The 13,947-nt window shown below is 76.3% G+C and carries 20 protein-coding genes; 8 read left to right on the top strand and 12 right to left on the bottom strand.

The genetic code is table 11. From position 1 onward, the window contains the following. The first annotated feature begins 43 nt into the window (after positions 1 to 43). From ACI79L_RS07660 to ACI79L_RS07650, 3 genes are all read left to right on the top strand, one after another. Positions 44 to 556 (top strand): VOC family protein, encoded by a 513-nt coding sequence (locus tag ACI79L_RS07660; RefSeq protein ID WP_456936201.1) that lies wholly within the window; start codon positions 44 to 46, stop codon positions 554 to 556. A 74-nt stretch (positions 557 to 630) separates the two neighbouring features. Next, a complete protein-coding gene (locus ACI79L_RS07655) occupies positions 631 to 1,434 on the top strand; it encodes an SDR family NAD(P)-dependent oxidoreductase (RefSeq protein WP_456936200.1) in 804 nt (267 codons plus the stop codon). Between the two features lie 22 nt (positions 1,435 to 1,456). Continuing rightward, positions 1,457 to 2,032: a GNAT family N-acetyltransferase gene (locus ACI79L_RS07650; RefSeq protein WP_456936199.1), complete on the top strand. Its 576-nt coding sequence runs from the start codon at positions 1,457 to 1,459 to the stop codon at positions 2,030 to 2,032. Here the strand turns inward: ACI79L_RS07650 and ACI79L_RS07645 are convergent. After that, positions 2,016 to 2,450 carry a rhodanese-like domain-containing protein gene (locus ACI79L_RS07645; RefSeq protein WP_456936198.1) on the bottom strand — a complete coding sequence of 145 codons (435 nt, stop codon included), beginning with the start codon at positions 2,448 to 2,450 and terminating at the stop codon, positions 2,016 to 2,018. The two genes, ACI79L_RS07650 and ACI79L_RS07645, sit on opposite strands and share 17 nt — an antisense overlap. Before the next feature lie 126 nt (positions 2,451 to 2,576). Between ACI79L_RS07645 and ACI79L_RS07640 the strand changes: the two genes are divergently transcribed. Then, positions 2,577 to 3,242: a GntR family transcriptional regulator gene (locus ACI79L_RS07640; protein WP_456936197.1), complete on the top strand. Its 666-nt coding sequence runs from the start codon at positions 2,577 to 2,579 to the stop codon at positions 3,240 to 3,242. Beyond that, positions 3,226 to 4,248 carry a 1-aminocyclopropane-1-carboxylate deaminase gene (locus tag ACI79L_RS07635; protein ID WP_456936196.1) on the top strand — a complete coding sequence of 341 codons (1,023 nt, stop codon included), beginning with the start codon at positions 3,226 to 3,228 and terminating at the stop codon, positions 4,246 to 4,248. The genes ACI79L_RS07640 and ACI79L_RS07635 overlap by 17 nt, the downstream gene beginning before the upstream one ends. Here the strand turns inward: ACI79L_RS07635 and ACI79L_RS07630 are convergent. From ACI79L_RS07630 to ACI79L_RS07605, 6 genes are all read right to left on the bottom strand, one after another. Further along, complete coding sequence (locus ACI79L_RS07630) at positions 4,227 to 4,427, bottom strand: hypothetical protein (RefSeq protein ID WP_456936195.1); 201 nt, start codon at positions 4,425 to 4,427, stop codon at positions 4,227 to 4,229. The two genes, ACI79L_RS07635 and ACI79L_RS07630, sit on opposite strands and share 22 nt — an antisense overlap. Positions 4,428 to 4,615: 188 nt before the next feature. Beyond that, entirely contained in the window at positions 4,616 to 4,909 is a 294-nt protein-coding gene (locus ACI79L_RS07625; protein ID WP_456936194.1) for a DUF1622 domain-containing protein, read from the bottom strand. Beyond that, a complete protein-coding gene (locus ACI79L_RS07620) occupies positions 4,906 to 5,304 on the bottom strand; it encodes a DUF1622 domain-containing protein (RefSeq protein ID WP_456930389.1) in 399 nt (132 codons plus the stop codon). Before ACI79L_RS07620 ends, ACI79L_RS07625 begins: the two co-directional genes overlap by 4 nt. 27 nt (positions 5,305 to 5,331) lie before the next feature. Then, the gene (locus ACI79L_RS07615) at positions 5,332 to 6,030 is read right to left on the bottom strand and encodes a serine aminopeptidase domain-containing protein (RefSeq protein ID WP_456936193.1); all 699 of its coding nucleotides are present in this window, start codon (positions 6,028 to 6,030) and stop codon (positions 5,332 to 5,334) included. Further along, positions 6,027 to 6,233 (bottom strand): hypothetical protein, encoded by a 207-nt coding sequence (locus tag ACI79L_RS07610; RefSeq protein WP_387991279.1) that lies wholly within the window; start codon positions 6,231 to 6,233, stop codon positions 6,027 to 6,029. Before ACI79L_RS07610 ends, ACI79L_RS07615 begins: the two co-directional genes overlap by 4 nt. 29 nt (positions 6,234 to 6,262) lie before the next feature. Further along, positions 6,263 to 7,285 carry an NADP-dependent oxidoreductase gene (locus ACI79L_RS07605; protein ID WP_456936192.1) on the bottom strand — a complete coding sequence of 341 codons (1,023 nt, stop codon included), beginning with the start codon at positions 7,283 to 7,285 and terminating at the stop codon, positions 6,263 to 6,265. Positions 7,286 to 7,513: 228 nt separating this feature from the next. On the opposite strand from ACI79L_RS07605, the gene ACI79L_RS07600 reads away from it, so the two are divergent. Together ACI79L_RS07600 and ACI79L_RS07595 are read left to right on the top strand one after the other, a co-directional pair. Beyond that, a complete protein-coding gene (locus ACI79L_RS07600) occupies positions 7,514 to 8,431 on the top strand; it encodes a haloalkane dehalogenase (RefSeq protein WP_456936191.1) in 918 nt (305 codons plus the stop codon). 12 nt (positions 8,432 to 8,443) lie between these two features. Then, on the top strand, positions 8,444 to 9,559 hold the full coding sequence (locus tag ACI79L_RS07595; RefSeq protein WP_456936190.1) for a class I SAM-dependent methyltransferase: 1,116 nt from the start codon (positions 8,444 to 8,446) through the stop codon (positions 9,557 to 9,559). Positions 9,560 to 9,571: 12 nt separating this feature from the next. On the opposite strand, the gene ACI79L_RS07590 is transcribed toward ACI79L_RS07595, so the two are convergent. The 5 genes from ACI79L_RS07590 to uraD are packed head-to-tail and all read right to left on the bottom strand — an operon-like array spanning position 9,572 to position 12,284. Continuing rightward, positions 9,572 to 10,006: a GNAT family N-acetyltransferase gene (locus ACI79L_RS07590; RefSeq protein ID WP_456936189.1), complete on the bottom strand. Its 435-nt coding sequence runs from the start codon at positions 10,004 to 10,006 to the stop codon at positions 9,572 to 9,574. Further along, positions 10,006 to 10,500, bottom strand: coding sequence for a phosphoribosyltransferase (locus tag ACI79L_RS07585; protein WP_456936188.1), 495 nt, complete (start codon positions 10,498 to 10,500; stop codon positions 10,006 to 10,008). The genes ACI79L_RS07590 and ACI79L_RS07585 overlap by 1 nt, the downstream gene beginning before the upstream one ends. 10 nt (positions 10,501 to 10,510) lie before the next feature. Beyond that, on the bottom strand, positions 10,511 to 11,416 hold the full coding sequence (gene pucL / locus ACI79L_RS07580) for a factor-independent urate hydroxylase (RefSeq protein ID WP_456936187.1): 906 nt from the start codon (positions 11,414 to 11,416) through the stop codon (positions 10,511 to 10,513). Positions 11,417 to 11,472: 56 nt separating this feature from the next. Next, entirely contained in the window at positions 11,473 to 11,790 is a 318-nt protein-coding gene (gene uraH / locus ACI79L_RS07575; RefSeq protein WP_456936186.1) for a hydroxyisourate hydrolase, read from the bottom strand. Continuing rightward, positions 11,787 to 12,284: a 2-oxo-4-hydroxy-4-carboxy-5-ureidoimidazoline decarboxylase gene (uraD, locus tag ACI79L_RS07570; RefSeq protein WP_456936185.1), complete on the bottom strand. Its 498-nt coding sequence runs from the start codon at positions 12,282 to 12,284 to the stop codon at positions 11,787 to 11,789. Before uraD ends, uraH begins: the two co-directional genes overlap by 4 nt. A 45-nt stretch (positions 12,285 to 12,329) precedes the next feature. On the opposite strand from uraD, the gene aceB reads away from it, so the two are divergent. Continuing rightward, positions 12,330 to 13,901 carry a malate synthase A gene (gene aceB, locus ACI79L_RS07565; RefSeq protein WP_456936184.1) on the top strand — a complete coding sequence of 524 codons (1,572 nt, stop codon included), beginning with the start codon at positions 12,330 to 12,332 and terminating at the stop codon, positions 13,899 to 13,901. Positions 13,902 to 13,947 lie beyond the last annotated feature (46 nt).

Below are 13,947 nucleotides of genomic sequence, written 5' to 3'. Positions count from 1 at the left end.
CTCCGCGGAGGTGCCCAGGTCCTCCCCGCACCAGGAGCCCGCGATGCCGGTCCAGCGCCTCAACCACGCCGTCCTCTACGTCCGCGACGTCGAGCGCAGCACCGCCTTCTACCGCGACGTGCTCGGTTTCCGGGTGAAGGCGGAGATCCCCGGCCGGGCGGTGTTCCTGCAGGCCGAGGGGTCGACCAACGACCACGACCTCGGCCTGTTCGCCGCCGGCGCCGGCGCCGGCCCGTCGCAGGCCGGCCGCGCGACCGTCGGGCTGTACCACCTGGCCTGGGAGGTGGACACCCTCGCCGAGCTGGCCCGGGTCCGCGACGCGCTGGCCGCCGCCGGGGCGCTCGTCGGCGCCTCCGACCACGCCACCACCAAGGCCCTCTACGCCCAGGACCCCGACGGCCTGGAGTTCGAGGTCTCCTGGCTGCTCCCGGCCGACCGGATCACCGACGACGTCCGCGCGCAGGCCATGACGATCCGCCCACTGGACCTCGACGCGGAGATCGCCCGCCACGGCGGCGACACCCGCGGCGGGATCGGGGTCTCCGCCGCGGTCTGAGCGGATGGGTCGGCCCCCGCCGGATCGGGCATGACCGGGGCGACCGCAGCCCGCGACCGACCCCGGGAGCCCCCGTGACCCTGCCCACCGACCGCCCCCTCGCCCTCGTCACCGGCGCCTCCAGCGGCATCGGCCTGGAGCTGGCCAAGCAGTTCGCCGAGAACGGCTTCGACCTGGTGATCGCGGCCGAGGACGACGAGCTGGACGCCGCCGCCGAGACGCTGCGGGGGATGGGCGCGCACGTCTCGCCGGTCCGCGCCGACCTGTCGCGGTACGAGGGCTGCGAGCTGCTGGTGGCGGCCGTCCGCGGCTCCGGGCGGCCGCTGGACGCCGCCGCGCTGAACGCCGGCGTCGGCGTCGGCGGGGCGTTCACCGACACCGACCTGGCGCGTGAGCTGGAGATCGTCGCGCTCAACTGCGGCTCGACCGTGCACGTCGGCAAGGCCGTCGCGCAGGACATGGCCGCCCGCGGCGAGGGCCGGATCCTCATCACCTCGTCGGTGGCCTCGCAGGCACCCCAGCCCTTCCAGGCCGTCTACGGCGCGAGCAAGGCGTTCACCCAGCACCTGGCCCTGTCGCTGCGCGAGGAGCTGTCCGACCGCGGCGTCAGCGTGACCGCCCTGCTGCCCGGGCCCACCGACACCGAGTTCTTCGACCGCGGCGACCTCACCGACACCCGGCTGGGCGCCACCGACGCCAAGGACGACCCGGCGCAGGTCGCCCGGCAGGGCTTCGAGGGCCTGATGAAGGGCGAGGCGTCGGTGTTCGCCGGGTCGCTGGCCAGCAAGGCGATGGGCCGGCTGTCGGCGATCACGCCGGGCAACGTGGCGGCCAAGCTCAACCGGAAGATGGCCGAGCCGGGCTCCGGGGAGGACTGAGCCCTCCGGCACGATCGGGGGCGTGACCGATGTCGTCCCCGCCCCCGTCGAGGTGCCCGCCGGCCCGCTGCGGCTGCGCCCGTGGCGGGCCGGCGACGCCGGGGCCGTCCACGCCGCCCTCACCGACCCGGCCACGACCGTGTGGAGCAACCCGGGCCGGGTGGCCACGCTCGAGGACGCGCGGATCTGGGTGGCCCGCCGCGCCGACTGGAGCAGCGGGCGGATCGCCGCCTGGGCCGTCGTCGACGCCGCCGGCGGTGAGCTGCTCGGCTCGGTGAACCTGCACTCCATCGACCTGGACCAGGGCGACGCCGAGGTCGGCTACTGGACGGTGCCCGCCGCGCGCGGCCGCGGGGTGGCGCCGCGCGCCGTCGACGCCGCGCTGCGCTGGGGTTTCGCCGCGCTGCCGGTCGACCGGGTCGAGCTCGTGCACGCCGTGGAGAACCCCGCCTCGGGCCGCGTGGCGGACAAGGCCGGCTTCACCTTCGAGGGCCGGCTGCGCCGCTCCTTCCGCTACGGCGACGGCGTCAAGCACGACGAGCTGCTGTGGGCCCGCCTGGCCGACGACGACGTCCCCGACCTCAGCACCCGCAGCTGACCGGCGCGGTCAGCGGGTCGACGTCCGGGCGGGTGAGGCCGTCCGCGGTCGCCACCGGCAGGCCCTCCCGCGCCCAGTACTCGAAGCCGCCGATCATCTCCCGCACCCGGAAGCCGAGCAGGGCCAGCGCCAGCGCCGCGCGGGTGGCCCCGTTGCAGCCCGGGCCCCAGCAGTAGGTCACCACCGGGACGGACCGGTCCAGCTCGGTCTCCGCGCGCGCCGTGACCTCCCGGCCGGGCAGGTGCACCGCGCCGGGCACGTGCCCCTGGTCCCACGCCTCCCGGCTGCGGCTGTCGAGCAGCACGAAACCCGGCTCGCCGGACTCCAGCGCGGCGTGCACGTCGGACACGTCGGTCTCCACGGCCAGCCGGCGGGCGAAGTGCGCGGCGGCGTCGGCGGGGGCGGTGCTCCAGTCCATGCCGGTGATCGTGGACGGCGGGCCCCGCCCCGACGAGGCCCACGCCTGCCACGGAGCGCCGGTTTCCCGCCTGTCGTGCCCCGGAGGGGGTTGACGCCGGAGCGTCTGACATCTGAGATGTCAGTTGTGGCCGCCCCGCTCGTCCCCGTCGGCCGCGTGCTGCTCCGCGACCAGGCGCTGGCCCGCATCCGGTCGGCGATCGTCAGCGGTGACCTGGCACCCGGCGCCGTCGTCAAGGACACCGAACTGGCCACCCGCCTCGGCCTGTCGGTGGCGCCGGTCCGCGCCGCGCTGGCCAAGCTGGTCGACGAGGGACTCGTCGAGGCCAAGCCGCAGAGCCACACGCGGGTCACCCCGCTGCGGCCCCGGCAGGTGCGCGACGCCGCCGTCGTCGTCCGGGCGATGCACGAGCTCGCCGCCCGGGAGGCCACCGGCCGGGTGACCGGCGACGACGTCGCCGCGATGCGCGCGGCCAACGAGCGCTTCGCCGCCGCCGTGGACGCCGGCGACCTCGACGCGGCGCTCGCCGCCGACGACGAGCTGCACGGCGTGCTGCTCGACCGGGCCGGCAACACCGCGCTGACCGCGACCGTCGAGCGGCTCACCCCCGCCATCCGCCGCCTGGAGCGGGCCCGGTTCGCCGCGGCGCACGGCCGCGGGTCCGTCGCCCTGCACGACCGCCTGATCGCCGCCTGGGCGGCCGCCGACGCCGACGCCGCCGTCGCCACCACGACCGAGATCTGGACCGCGCTGCTGTCCGAACTGGAGGAGACCGATGACGAGCCTCGCTGACTTCCCCCGCACCCCGCTGCTGTTCGGCTCCTCGCCGGTGCACCGGCTGGACCGGCTCACCGCGCACCTCGGCGGCGCCGCGGTGTGGGCCAAGCGGGAGGACTGCAACTCCGGCATCGCCTACGGCGGCAACAAGACCCGCAAGCTGGAGTACCTGGTCGCCGACGCGCTCGCCCAGGGCTGCGACACCCTCGTCTCCATCGGCGGCGTGCAGAGCAACCACACCCGCCAGGTGGCCGCCGTCGCCGCCCACGTGGGGCTGTCCTGCGTGCTCGTGCAGGAGAGCTGGGTGGACTGGCCCGACGCCGTCTACGACAAGGTCGGCAACATCCTGGTCAGCCGGCTCGCCGGCGCCGACGTGCGGCTGGTCAGGGCCGGCTTCGGCATCGGGTTCAAGGAGAGCTGGGAGGCCGCGCTCGCCGAGATCGAGGCGCGCGGCGGCAAGCCGTACGCCATCCCGGCCGGGGCCAGCGACCACCCGCTCGGCGGGCACGGCTTCGCCAACTGGGCGCTGGAGGTGGCGCAGCAGGAGGCCGAGCTCGGCGTCTCCTTCGACACCGTCGTCGTCTGCTCGGTCACCGGGTCCACGCAGGCCGGGATGGTCGCCGGGTTCGCGCTGCTCGAGGAGCAGGGCGGCCGGCCGCGGCGGGTGCTCGGCGTCGACGCCTCCGCCAAGCCCGCCGAGACCCGCGACCAGGTGCTGCGCATCGCCCAGCGGACCGCGCGCGCCATCGGCGTGCAGCGGGAGCTGACCCTCGATGACGTGGAGCTCGACGAGCGCTTCCACGGCGGCGTGTACGGCATCCCCGACCAGGCGACGATCCGCGCGATGGAGACCGCCGCCCGCACCGAGGGCATGGTCACCGACCCGGTGTACGAGGGGAAGTCGATGGCCGCGGTGCTCGACCTGGTCGGCCGCCGCGAGATCGACCCGTCGTCCACGGTGCTCTACGCCCACCTCGGCGGCCAGCCCGCGCTCAACGGCTACAGCGCGCTGTTCTCCTGACGACCGGGTCCGCCGTCCGCGCGCGGGAGGCCGACCCCGGCCCCGAGCAGGCCGGCGGCGGTGCCCGGCAGCCGGTCGAGGGCGGCCGCGATCCGGCGCTCCTCGGAGGAGAGGTGCGACTCGACGATCGCGGCCGGCCCGTCGAGCTCCCCGGCCAGCCGGGGCGAGGCGCCGGTCACGGCCGGCTCGCGCCGGTGTGGTGGGCGGTGAGCACGGCGCAGAAGGCCGGGCAGTGCGGGGGCAGCGTGCGGCGGGAGTCCGGGGGAGCGCCGCCGGCCGCGGCCGCGCCCGCCGCGGGCTCACCCGGCGGCCGGGGACCCGATCCGTGCGCGGCGCGAGGCCGACCCGGCAGTCACGGGCGCGGAGGTCAGCGGTCCGGGCCGGGCCGTGACACGACCGGCGGGGACAGCGCCCGGCCGCCCGCCCGCAGGCCCGCGCCGATCACCCGGCGCAGCGCCACGACGGCGGCCGCGGTGCCCACCGACGACCAGGTCGGCTCGACGGCCAGGCGCAGCAGCCCGGCCGCGAGCAGGAGGTCCAGGAACACCGCCAGGGCGAGCCGGGGCCGCCGGGTGCTCGCGAGGGTCACCGCCCCGGCGACCAGGGCGAGCCCGCTGACGGCGAGGGCGAGCAGCCCGGGGGCGGGGCCGAGCGAGGTCACACCCCGCGCCCGCGGTGCTCGGCCGACGCCGGGTCGGGCGCGGGCGCGCCGGTCTCCTCGGCGACCTGCCGCCGCTCCTCGGCGATCTCCTTGGACAGGAAGTAGTTCAGCGCCGTGCGGATCGCCGCGACCGCGGCCAGCTGGCCCAGCTCGCGGAAGCTCGGCGCGACCGCCGTCCGCAGCACGTCGCTGGCCAGCTGGAACTCCAGGCCCAGCGCGAGGAACCGGCCCAGGGTGAGCCGGACCGGCACGAAGGCCGACGTCCCGCCGCGGCGCAGCCCCACCCACAGGAAACGGGCGAAGGCCCACAGCGCGCCGGCGAAGATGACCACGGCCCCGCACGCCTCGACGACGGTGACCATGACGCCGACGACGTCGGCGAGCACTTCCTCCACGCGCGCTCCCTGTCCTCGGTCCCCGCCTCACAGCGGGACGGCGAGCCCCTCCCCGTCCGGGGCGCCCAGAGCGTCCCCCAGGTCGGCACGCCACGGGGCCAGCCCCGCCCCGGCCAGGACGACGTCGCGGACCAGCGCGTGCCACCGGCCGACCCGGCGCACCATGCCGTGCCCGCCGGGCAGGGTGAACCGCGCGACCCGCGCCCCGGCCCGGTGCGCGCGCACGGCGAAGTCCGCCGACAGCCGCGCCGGCACCCAGCGGTCGCCGCGGCCGTGGGCGAGGACGACGGTGCGGCCGCGCAGGTGGCCGACCGGCTCGCCCGGCGGCGTCCACGGCGCGAGCCCGCAGACCGCGGTGACCGACGGGTCGTCGCCCGCGCGCAGCACCGCCCGGCCGCCCATCGAGTGCCCGACCAGCACCACCGGGACGTCGCCGTGCCGCTCGCGCACGCGGTCCAGCGCCCAGCGGACGTCGGCGTGCGCGTCGGCGGCGGCCCCGTTCCAGCCCGCCACGCGGTAGCGGACCAGGTAGGTCTCGACGCCCCGCCCGCCCGCGGCGCCGGACACCGCCTCCTGGATCGCCCGCATCCGCACCAGCGACAGCGCCCGCTCCCGCGGCGGCTCGACGCTGCTCACCGTGCCGCCGTGCGCGAAGACGGCGACCGCGCGGGTGGGCGCGGTCGCCGGGGTGTGGTCGAGGGCCGGGACCCGGGCCGCGGTGGTCACCGGCGCCGTCGGCCACCGCCGCGCAGCCGCGCCCGCGCGCGGTCGCCGAGGTCACCGGCCCGCAGCAGCCCGCGGCTGAGCTGGGTCGGCCCGGTCCGCCGCTCGAGGGCGAGCCCGGCGCGCCGGAGCAGCCCGGTGCCCAGCGGGACGAGGACGGTCACGATGAACCAGACCCGCAGTCGGCGGGTGAGGAGCAGCCACATCCCCGGCCCCTTCCCGGTGCCGTGCCGCCTCAATCCGGGTCGGGCGCCAGCCGGACGACCATCTTGCCGGTGTTGGCCCCCTTGAGGAGGTCGAGGAAGGCGGGGACGGCGTTCTCCAGTCCCTCGTAGACGGTCTCGCGGACGGCGAGCTGCCCCGACCGGATCCAGCCGGACACCGTCTCGGTGAACTCGCCGTGCAGGTCGGTGTGGTCGCCGACGAGCAGCCCGGTGACCGCGAGCCGCTTGGCGATCATCAGCGAGCTGAAGTTCTTCGGCCCGGGCACCGACTCGGTGGCGTTGTAGCCGGAGATGGCGCCGCAGATCGCCACCCGGCCGTGCACGTGCAGCGCGCCGAGCGCGGCGTCGAGGTGCTCGCCGCCGACGTTGTCGAAGTAGACGTCGATGCCGTCGGGCGCGGCCTCCGCGAGCAGGTCCCTGACCCGGCCGTCGTGGTAGTCGAAGGCGGCGGTGAAGCCGATCTCGCGCAGCCAGGCCACCTTGTCCGGGCTGCCCGCGCTGCCGACCACCGCCGAGGCGCCGCGCAGCCTCGCGAACTGGCCGACCGCGCTGCCCACCGCCCCGGCCGCGCCGGAGACGAACACGGCGTCGCCCTCGCGGAAGGCGGCCACCCGGAACAGCCCGGCCCAGGCGGTCAGCCCCGGCATGCCGAGGACGCCGAGCGAGTAGGTGAGCGGCAGGTCCTCGGTCGCCGGCAGCTGCCGGACGTGGCGGGCGTCGAGGACGGCGACGTCGCGCCAGGCGGCGTCGGTGAGCACGAGCGCGCCCTCGGGCACGTCGGGGGAGCGGGACTCGACGACGCGGCCGACGGCGCCGCCCTTCATCACCTCGCCGACCTCCCACGGCGCCGCGTACGAGGGGCCCAGCCGCATCCGCCCGCGCATGTAGGGGTCGACCGACATGGCGACCATCCGCACCACCACCTGGCCCTCGGCCGGGTCCGGGTGCTCGACCTCGACCAGCCGGAAGTCGTCGGGTGTGGGCTCGCCGTGGGGGCGGGCGGCCAGGTGCCACTCGCGGGCGGTGACGGTCACGGTCGCTCCCTGCGTCGTCGATCCGGGTCCGCGGGTGATCCTGCCGCCGTCCCGACGACGCCGCCCCGCCGGGGTGGCGCGGTGCCGAACGGGGACTGCCCGGTGCACGCGACCGGCGGAGGCTGCCCGGTCGGCCTCCCCGGCGTCTGGGGTCCCAGGCATAGGAAGCTCTACGCACGTCCTGGGCGCCGGGACGTGCGCCGAGCTTCCTTCGCCCCAGGGGGTCCCATGGACGTCGTCCGCACGCCGGAGGAGCGGTTCGCCGCGCTGCCGGACTTCCCGTACCCGCCCACGTACGTCACCTTCGACGGCGGGGACGGCACGCCGCTGCGGGTCGCGGTGGTCGACGTCGGCCCGGCCTCGGGCGAGGTCGTCGTCCTGCTGCACGGCGAGCCGTCCTGGTCCTTCCTCTGGCGGCACGTGATCCCGGAGCTCACCGCCGCCGGCCTGCGCGTGGTCGCCCCCGACCTGGTCGGCTTCGGCCGCTCGGACAAGCCCACCGACCCGGGCGCCTACAGCTACGCGGCGCACGTCGAGTGGATGCGGCAGACGCTGTTCGAGGGCCTCGGCCTCGTCGGCGTCACGCTCGTCGGGCAGGACTGGGGCGGGCTGATCGGCCTGCGCCTGGCGGCCGAGCACCCCGACCGGTTCGCCCGGCTCGTCGTCGCCAACACCGGCCTGCCCACCGGCGACGCCCCGATGAGCGAGGCGTTCCTCGCCTGGCAGCGGTTCGCCGCCACCGCGCGGGCCTTCGACGTCGGCCGGGTCGTCGCCAACGGCACGGTCACCGACCTGCCGCCCGAGGTGGTCGCCGCCTACGACGCGCCGTTCCCCGACGAGGCGTCCAAGGCCGGCGCCCGGGTCTTCCCGAGCCTGGTGCCGACGGCGCCCGACGACCCCGCCGCGGCCGCCAACCGGGCCGCGTGGGAGGTCCTCACCCGCTGGGAGAAGCCGCTGCTCACCGCGTTCTCCGACTCCGACCCGATCACCGGCGGCGGCGACCGCGTCTTCCGGCGGCTGGTGCCCGGCGCCCAGGGCATGCCGCACACCACCCTGCGCGGCGGCGGGCACTTCCTCCAGGAGGACGTCGGCCCGGAGCTGGGCCGGGTGGTCGCCTCCTTCGTCGCCGCCACACCGGTGTCCTGACGAGCGGCAGAAATGGCCATTTCTGCCGACGAGGTCCTGGCGCAGCTGCGGCGGGAGCCCGACGTCGAGGCGCCCGACCTGGTCGCCGTCGACGCCACCGACCGGCTGCTGCTCGACACCGCGGAGGACCTGCCCGGGCAGCGGGTGGTCGTCGTCGACGACGCGTACGGCGCCCTCACCCTCGGCGCGGTAGCGGCCGGGGCGCGCGACGTGCGGGTGACCCAGGACCTGCTGGTCGGCGAGCGGGCGCTGGCCCGGAACGCCGGGCGCACCGGGCTGGCCGGCACCTACCGGACCGGGGACCTCGACGCCGCCCTGTTCGACGGCGCGACGCTCGTGCTGGCCCGCGCGCCCAAGGCCCTCGACGCGCTGCGCGAGCTGACCGAGCTCGCCGCGGCGGCCGCCGCCCCGGACGTCACCGTGCTGGTCGGCGGGCGGGTCAAGCACATGACCCTCGGCATGAACGACGTGCTGCGCACCGGGTTCGGCGAGGTCTCGGCCACCCTCGCCCGGCAGAAGTCGCGAGTGCTGGTCGCCCGCGGGCCGCGGCCCGGCGTCGCGCCGTCCTTCCCCCGCTGCCGGCACGACGACGCCTTGGACCTCGACGTCTGCGCGCACGGCGCCGCGTTCGCCGGCGCCCGGGTCGACGAGGGCACCCGGCTGCTGCTCGCCGCGCTCGAGGGCGCCGCCCCGGACGCGCGCACCGCCCTCGACCTCGGCTGCGGCACCGGCGTACTGGCCGCCGTCCTCGCCCGCTCCCGGCCGGACCTGGCGGTCACCGCCACCGACCAGTCGGCCGCCGCGGTCGCCTCCGCGCGGGCCACGCTCGCCCGCGCCGGGCTGGAGGGGGTGCCCGTCCTGCGCGACGACGCCGCCGCGACCGTGCCCGACGCGAGCGTGGACCTCGTCGTCTGCAACCCGCCGTTCCACCTCGGCGCCGCCGTCGTCACCGCCGCCGCCGACCGGCTGTTCGCCGCCGCGGCGCGGGTGCTGCGGCCCGGCGGGGAGCTGTGGACGGTCTACAACAACCGGCTGCCGCACCGGGCGGCGCTGCGGCGGCTGGTCGGCCCGACCCGCGCGGCCGCGCACGACCGCCGGTTCACCGTCACCGTCTCCACCCGCCGCTGACCGCCGGGCTCGTCAGAGCGCCAGTGCCAGGACCGGCTCGTCGTCGGCCATCTCGCCGGTGCGGACGAAGCCGAGCGAGCGGTAGAAGGGCTCCGGGCCGCCCTCTCCGTCGACGACGCTCACGCGCAGCTCCGGCACGCCCTGCGCCCGTACGTACGCGGCCACCTGCCCGACCACCTCCCGGCCGATCCCGCGCCCCTGGGCGCCGGCGTCGACCATGAGCCGCCACAGCATGTGCCCGAGCTCCTCGGCGGAGTCCCACAGCATCACGAAACCCACGAGCCGTCCGTCCGCGCGGACCGCGCGGCACCAGGCCTGCGGGTACACGTACGCCTCGGCGATCGAGACGGCGTTGGGCGCGACGAAGGACTCCTGGCCGGGCGCGACGCGCAGCTCGCACACCGCCCGCACGTTCTCCGGGGTGAGCGGTTCGAGCTCGACGTGCATCAGTGGGCGGGACGGTCGCTGCGCGTGCGCACCGGCGGCAGCGACGACCACGGGAAGTCGATCCAGCGGTCGGTGCGCTTCCACACGTAGTCGCAGCTGACCACCGAGCGCGGCTTCTCGTAGACGACCGCCGTCCGCACGTCGGAGACGTAGCCCGCGCAGAAGTCGCGGACCAGCTCCAGCGTCTTGCCGGTGTCGGCGACGTCGTCGGCCACCAGCACGTCAGCCCCCGTGAGGTCGACGGCGTCCAGCGTCGGCGGGAGCACCACCGGCAGGTCCAGCCGCTCGTCGACGCCGGTGTAGAACTCCACGTTCATCACGAACAGGTTCTTGACGTCGAGCGCGTAGCCCAGCGCCCCGCCGAGGAACAGGCCGCCGCGGGCGATCGACAGGATCAGGTCGGGCTCGAAGCCGTCGTCGGCGACCTGCTGGGCCAGCTCCCGCGCCGCGGTGCCGAACAGCTCGTAGGTCAGGACCTCGCGCTCGTCGCTCACGGGGCCCACCTCAGCAGAAGCCCGGCGTGCCCAGCCACGCGACCTCGGCGGGCGGGACGTCGTCGCGGAGGACGGCGCCCTCGATGAGCCCGTAGGGCCGGTCGTCGGCGTGGTAGACGACGGGGGAGCCGGTGCCGGGGGTGTTGTCCAGGCCGTACGCCGAGAGGTCCTGCAGGAAGTGGTGCCGGTTCGGCATCGACATCCGGACCTCGGCGACGTCGGGGAAGCGCGCGAGCACCGCCTCGCCCATCGCGTAGAGCGTCTGCTGCAGCGCGAGGGAGTGGGTGGCGGCGAACGTCTCGAGCAGGGTCGTCCGGACGCCGGCGAACGCGGCGTCCCAGTCGAGGTCGGCCGAGAGGTAGCGCCAGCGCGCGGTCACCGCGGTGGCGAGGATGCGGTCGCGGGTCTCGGCCAGCGTCGTGTACCGGTCGCGCGGGAAGCCCCAGAACTCCGAGCCGGTGGTCTTGAGGACGACGAGGTCGGTCAGGCCGGCGAGCACGTGCACGTCGTCCCCGGCCACGGTGACCACCGCCGTCCGCACTTCCCCACCGGGCCGGCGGAACGCGTGGTCGTGCGGCTGCCCGCCGACGGCGATCCGCTCCCAGCCGTAGGACTCCACGGCCACCCGGGCGCCGGTGATCCAGTCGTAGGACCCGGCGAGGTGGCGGGCCAGCCGCAGGCCGAACGCCTCCGGCGAGCCGACGCCGTCGCGGGCGAAGGCGAACACGGTGTTCTTCTGCGCGTCGGTGGTCAGCACGTGCGCGTTGTCGCCGTGCGTGTGCGCGGCGGTGAAGTCCCCGCGCAGGCTGGTGCTCACGTTCAGGTCGACGAGGTCGTGCCGGGGGGAGCTGCGGTCGACCGCGACCACGCGGACCTCCGCCTTCCCGTACTGGTTGGGTCCGAGCACGATCGCCATGCGCGCAGCCTGCCGCACAGCCGTTGCGCCGGTGTTGCACGTGGAACCGGCGCGCCTCAGCTGCCCCGGTACGTCGAGTAGGCGAACGGCGAGAGCAGCAGCGGCACGTGGTGGTGCTCGGCGGGCGCGGTGACGGCGAAGGTCAGCGTCACCTCCGGCCAGAAGGCGTCCACCCCGCGCCCGGCGAACCAGGGGCCGGTGGCGAACACCAGCCGGTGCGGGCCGGCGACGGTGGCGTCCTCGGTGAGCCGGCAGCGGCCGTCGGCGTCGGTGGTGCCCTCGGCGAGCAGGTCCTCGCCCGCGAACAGCCGGACGGCGATCCCGGCGGCCGGCCGCCCGGCGACGGCGTCGAGCACGTGGGTGGAGACGCTCACGAGACCAGCCCGCGCACCCGCAGCTCGCTGATCTGCGCCAGCTGCTCGACCACCTCGGCCCGCTCGGCGTCCTCGGCGTTGCCCAGCCGGCGGCGCAGCTCGGCGAGCATCTCCTCCGGGGAGCGCCCGGCCGCGCGGATCAGGTAGACGTGCCCGAACCGCTCCTCGTACGCGCGGTTGCCCTCGACGATCGCGGCGCGGGTGCCGTCGTCGGCCCCGCCCATCGAGCCCTGCTCCCGGCGGGAGGCCTGCGCCTCGGCCGAGGAGCCCTGCACCCGGTCGCCGATCCGCGGGTGCGCGGCCAGCGCCAGCTGCACCTCGTCCCACGGCAGCGCCCGCGCCACCTCCCCGGCCCGGCGGACGAGGGTGTCGGCGTCGGGGAACGGGCGGCCGGCGACCAGCTCGGCGGCGAAGCGCGGCGCGGCGTTGCAGCCGCGCAGCTGCTCGACGGCGGCGTCGGCGGGCTCGCTGTTGAACTCGTCGAGGCGGGACACGGTGACAGGATGGCAGCCCATCCCGGCCGGCAGAGGGGACCAGCGGTGAGTGACGTGCGCGTGGAGGGCCCCGACGTCGAGCGGTCCGGGGAGGTGCTGACCCCCGACGCGCTGGAGTTCGTCGCCGACCTGCAGCGCCGGTTCGGCCCGCAGCGCGACGCCCTGCTCGCCGCCCGCGCCACCCGCCGCGCCGAGATCGCCGCGGCCCGGTGGGCGGACTTCCGCCCCGAGACCGCGGAGATCCGCGACGGCGACTGGCAGGTGCCCCCGCCGCCGCCCGGCCTGGTCGACCGCCGCGTGGAGATCACCGGCCCGACCGAGCCGAAGATGGCGGTCAACGCGCTCAACTGCGGCGCCGACGTGTGGCTCGCCGACCTCGAGGACGCCAACACCCCGCACTGGCGCAACGTCGTCACCGGGCAGCTGGTGCTCCGCGACGCCGTCCGCCGGCAGCTCGCGTTCACCACGCCGGAGGGCCGGGAGTACCGGCTGCGCGAGGACGGCGACCTGCCCACGATCGTGCCGCGCCCGCGCGGCTGGCACCTGCCCGAGCGGCACCTGCTGGTCGAGGGGCAGCCGACCGTGGGCGCGCTGGTCGACGCCGGGCTGTACCTGTTCCACAACGCCGCCGAGCAGCTGTCCCGCGGCAGCGGGCCGTACTTCTACCTCCCGAAGATGGAGGGCCGGCTCGAGGCGGGGCTGTGGAGGCTGGTCTTCGACCACGCCGAGCAGGTGCTGGGCCTCCCCGCGGGCTCGATCCGCGCCACCATGCTCATCGAGACCATCCCGGCCGCGTTCGAGATGGAGGAGATGCTGCACGCGCTGGGCAGCCACGCCACCGGCCTCAACGCCGGGCGCTGGGACTACCTGTTCAGCGTCATCAAGGTCTTCCGCGAGGCCGGCCCGGACTTCGTGCTGCCCGACCGCGCCGCCGTCACCATGACCGCGCCGATGATGCGCGCCTACACCGACCAGCTCGTCGCCGCCTGCCACCGCCGCGGCGCCATGGCGATCGGCGGCATGGCCGCGGCCATCCCCAGCCGCAAGGACGCCGAGGCGAACGAGCGGGCGCTGGCGAAGGTCCGCGAGGACAAGACCCGGGAGGCCGGCGACGGCTTCGACGGCTCCTGGGTGGCCCACCCCGACCTGGTGCCGGTCTGCCGCGAGGCCTTCGACGCCGTCCTCGGCGACCGCCCCAACCAGCTCGACCGGCAGCGCCCCGAGGTGTCGGTGACCGCGGCGCAGCTGCTCGACGTCGCCGGGGTCCCCGGTGCCCGCACGATGGCCGGCCTGCGGGCCAACGTCGAGATCGCGATCCGCTACCTGGCCGCGTGGCTCGGCGGCAACGGCGCCGTCGGCATCCACGGCCTCATGGAGGACGCCGCCACCGCCGAGATCAGCCGCTCCCAGGTGTGGCAGTGGGTGCACGCCGGGGTGGAGCTCGACACCGGCGAGACGGTGACGGAGGAGCTGGTGCGCCGCGTCGTCGCCGAGGAGGTCGAGGGCATCGGCGAGCTGCCCCGCCTCGACGACGCCCGCCGGCTGTTCGAGCAGGTCGCGCTGGCCGACGAGTTCCCCGACTTCCTCACCCTCCCCGCCTACGAGCTCATCGACTGAGGAAGGACCCCCGTGCCCCCCACCACTCGCGAGCTCGCGGCGGGCC

This window comes from Geodermatophilus sp. SYSU D00684 (assembly GCF_054050455.1).
The sequence above is the reverse complement of the archived record's forward strand: the minus strand, read 5'-3'. Positions and strand labels throughout refer to the sequence as shown.

What these genes read in the sequence shown, in the direction of transcription:
- ACI79L_RS07660 (WP_456936201.1), top strand. Translation starts at nt 44, where the DNA reads ATGCCGGTCCAGCGCCTCAACCACGCCGTCCTCTACGTCCGCGACGTC.
- ACI79L_RS07645 (WP_456936198.1), bottom strand. Translation starts at nt 2,450, where the DNA reads ATGGACTGGAGCACCGCCCCCGCCGACGCCGCCGCGCACTTCGCCCGC.
- ACI79L_RS07635 (WP_456936196.1), top strand. Translation starts at nt 3,226, where the DNA reads ATGACGAGCCTCGCTGACTTCCCCCGCACCCCGCTGCTGTTCGGCTCC.
- ACI79L_RS07610 (WP_387991279.1), bottom strand. Translation starts at nt 6,233, where the DNA reads ATGTGGCTGCTCCTCACCCGCCGACTGCGGGTCTGGTTCATCGTGACC.
- ACI79L_RS07600 (WP_456936191.1), top strand. Translation starts at nt 7,514, where the DNA reads ATGGACGTCGTCCGCACGCCGGAGGAGCGGTTCGCCGCGCTGCCGGAC.
- ACI79L_RS07595 (WP_456936190.1), top strand. Translation starts at nt 8,444, where the DNA reads ATGGCCATTTCTGCCGACGAGGTCCTGGCGCAGCTGCGGCGGGAGCCC.
- ACI79L_RS07590 (WP_456936189.1), bottom strand. Translation starts at nt 10,006, where the DNA reads ATGCACGTCGAGCTCGAACCGCTCACCCCGGAGAACGTGCGGGCGGTG.
- pucL (WP_456936187.1), bottom strand. Translation starts at nt 11,416, where the DNA reads ATGGCGATCGTGCTCGGACCCAACCAGTACGGGAAGGCGGAGGTCCGC.